Origin of the sequence: Aeromonas salmonicida subsp. salmonicida (assembly GCF_001643305.1) — a bacterium.
Lineage (GTDB): Bacteria > Pseudomonadota > Gammaproteobacteria > Enterobacterales > Aeromonadaceae > Aeromonas > Aeromonas salmonicida.
The window spans coordinates 1-2847 of record NZ_LSGW01000117.1 but is presented as its reverse complement, the minus strand read 5'-3'; the positions used below and the strand labels follow the sequence as shown (position 1 = coordinate 2847).

Here is a 2847-nt window from a genome sequence, read left to right as displayed (position 1 = left end):
AGATCGCACAAACTGGACTGAGTTCCCTTCCTCCTGTGCACTACTATTCGGAACAGCTATTTAGTAGAAGTCATCCGCCCCGCAGATAAAGAGGCAACTGCTGCGCGGCTGGGCCAGGTATTCCCGGGTCAGCCCCTCCAGCGGCATGCCGAAGGTGCAGATGTCATGGGGTGAGGGCAGGGCGGTATCCAGGATCCGGCGCCAGTAGCCACCCACCCCCTTGGGGGGGCTTGGCAGATTGAAGGTGAGCGGCTCCCAGTAGGCATTGAACAGCACATAGAGTGCCAGCTTGGTTTCGCTGGAGAGTGCCGACATGGCGATGGCGTGGGAGTGGGGGCTGAAGTCCGGCTGGGCGGCATTGACCCCGTGCCAGCAGATCTCGCTGTGACGCAGGATCTCGGTCAGCGACAGCGGCATGCTCTCCTGCTCCGGTCGCTGGAACAGGTGCTTGCGATACTGGATCAGCTCCTTCATGAAGCGGAACATCTCCTGTCCCATGTTACTGGTTTGCCAGTTCATCCAGCAGGTTTCGTTGTCCTGGCAGTAACCGTTGTTGTTGCCATGCTGGGTACGCAGCACCTCGTCCCCCATCAGCAGCATGGGGGAGCCCACCGACAACAGGGTGGCCACCATCATGTTCTTGGCCTGGCGTATGCGCAGCGCATTGACGTGAGGATCCTCAGTGACCCCTTCATGGCCATGATTCCAGCTGAAGTTGTGATCGCACCCGTCCCGGTTCTGCTCGCCGTTGGCCTCGTTGTGTTTGTGGTCATAACTGGCCCAGTCCCACAGGGTGAAACCGTCATGACAAGTGACGAAGTTGATGCTCTTCTCTGGGTCGGCGTGGTGATAGTGATAGATATCCGGGCTGCCGCACAGTCGCTCCACGAAGGGAGTGACGGCGTTGTCATCCCCGCGCAGAAAGTGGCGCACGTCATCCCTGAACTGGCCGTTCCACTCACGCCAGCGCGCGCCGGCCAGGCTGCCTACCTGATAAAGCCCACCCGCATCCCAGGCTTCGGCGATGAGCTTGATGTCAGCGATGCGGGGATCCGTGTCTATGGTGCGCAGGGTTGGCGCATTGGCCTGCGGCATGCCGGACTCGTCCCGCGACAGTATGGCGGCCAGATCGAATCGAAAGCCGTCCACGTGCATCTCCTGGCGCCAGAAGTGTAGGCTGTCCATGATCATGCGCAACACAACGGGGTGGGCACCGTTGAAGGTATTGCCGCAGCCCGAATAGTTGGTGTCCTTCTGATTGCTGTCGAGGATGTAGTAGGCCTCGTTGTCGATACCGCGAAACGAGAAGATGGGGCCATCGTCCCCCCCTTCGGCCGTGTGGTTGTAAACCACATCCAGGATCACCTCGATATTGGCTCTGTGAAGGGCCTTGACCATGTCCCTGAACTCGGTGAGCGGATCGCCGCCACTGGCATATTGAGCATGGGGGGCAAAGAACGACATCGGGCTGTAGCCCCAGTAGTTGGATAGCCCCTTGGGGGCATCCTGAGGATCGAACTGGAACACCGGCAGCAGCTCGACGGCTGTGATGCCGAGGGATTGCAGATAGGGGATCTTCTCGATGAGGCCAAGATAGGTGCCGCGCAGGGCAGGATCCACCCCCGAGCTCGGCGACTTGGTAAATCCCCCCAGATGCAGCTCGTAGATCACGGAGCGGGAGAGGGAGTGAGCGGGGAGCTTGTCCCCTTCCCAGTCATAGTCGCGGGTATCCACCACCCGGTTCTTGGCACACACAGCCAGGTTGCTGCCGGGACGGGCCGCAGCCCAGCGGTCGTAGGTCGGCCCCAGCTCAATGCTGCGACCATAGGGGTCCAGCAGTACCTTGTCCGCATCGAAGCGGGTACCGTAGTAGGGACGCCAGGGACCCTGGATGCGATAGGCATAGCGCTGGCCCAGTGGAATGCCTTCGATATGGATGTGCCAGATAGTAGGCGGTGCGGTTGAGACGGGGGGAGAGCACTATCACCTCAGGGGTGTCATCATCGGCACGGGTGAAGAGCAGCAGTTCAACCCGACTGGCCAGGCGGGCCCAGATGGCAAAGTTGACGCCGTCGTTCTCGGGTGTGGCCCCCAATTGACGGCAATGACCGGCGGATATGCGCATGATAAGGCTACCTAAAAAGAGGAGTGACAAGCCTTTTGAGTGTAGTGCGCCAAGCTGGCCCCAAACCTGCTTGTCTGAAAAAACAGCGTCCTGTTGCAAATTCCTTCAATTTGTGCCGCTTTAACCTTCGAATGAAGTTTTTTTAGGATATTTACTTGCAATCTGAGCGCTGGCGCCTATTATTGGCGACCTCAGACGCGGGGTGGAGCAGCTCGGTAGCTCGTCGGGCTCATAACCCGAAGGTCGTCGGTTCAAATCCGGCCCCCGCAACCATCTGGGTATCAGAGTCGAAAAAGCTGATTAACGCATTGAAGACAAAGATAATTCGAACTGGCTACTGCTCGGCCAATTCGGAAAAAATATGGACGCGGGGTGGAGCAGCTCGGTAGCTCGTCGGGCTCATAACCCGAAGGTCGTCAGTTCAAATCTGGCCCCCGCAACCAACTTTTTGTGCTCATGGCGAGGCTGATGCCACGCGGTGAACGTAAAGACAGCGAACTACTTCTGCTCGGTAGTACGCGGTGATAAAGGCAATACAATTCGGACGCGGGGTGGAGCAGCTCGGTAGCTCGTCGGGCTCATAACCCGAAGGTCGTCAGTTCAAATCTGGCCCCCGCAACCAACTAGTTGTGACCATGGCGAGGCTGATGCCAAGCGGTGAGCGTAAAGACAGCGAACTACTTCTGCTAGGTAGTGCGCGGTGATAAGGCTGTACAATTCGG

Annotated in this window: 3 tRNA genes and 1 pseudogene; 3 read left to right on the top strand and 1 reads right to left on the bottom strand. The window is 58.6% G+C overall.

Going from position 1 to position 2847, the window contains the following annotated elements:
- Window positions 1-60 precede the first annotated feature (60 nt).
- Window positions 61-2125: pseudogene (gene glgX / locus AXW79_RS21110) on the bottom strand (glycogen debranching protein GlgX).
- 196 nt (window positions 2126-2321) lie between these two features.
- Here glgX and AXW79_RS21105 point away from each other — a divergent pair.
- From AXW79_RS21105 to AXW79_RS21095, 3 genes are all read left to right on the top strand, one after another.
- Window positions 2322-2398 (top strand) — tRNA-Met (locus tag AXW79_RS21105).
- Window positions 2399-2491: 93 nt separating this feature from the next.
- Window positions 2492-2568: transfer RNA gene (locus AXW79_RS21100), tRNA-Met, on the top strand.
- Between the two features lie 102 nt (window positions 2569-2670).
- A tRNA-Met gene (locus AXW79_RS21095) sits at window positions 2671-2747 on the top strand.
- The last annotated feature ends 100 nt before the right edge of the window (window positions 2748-2847 follow it).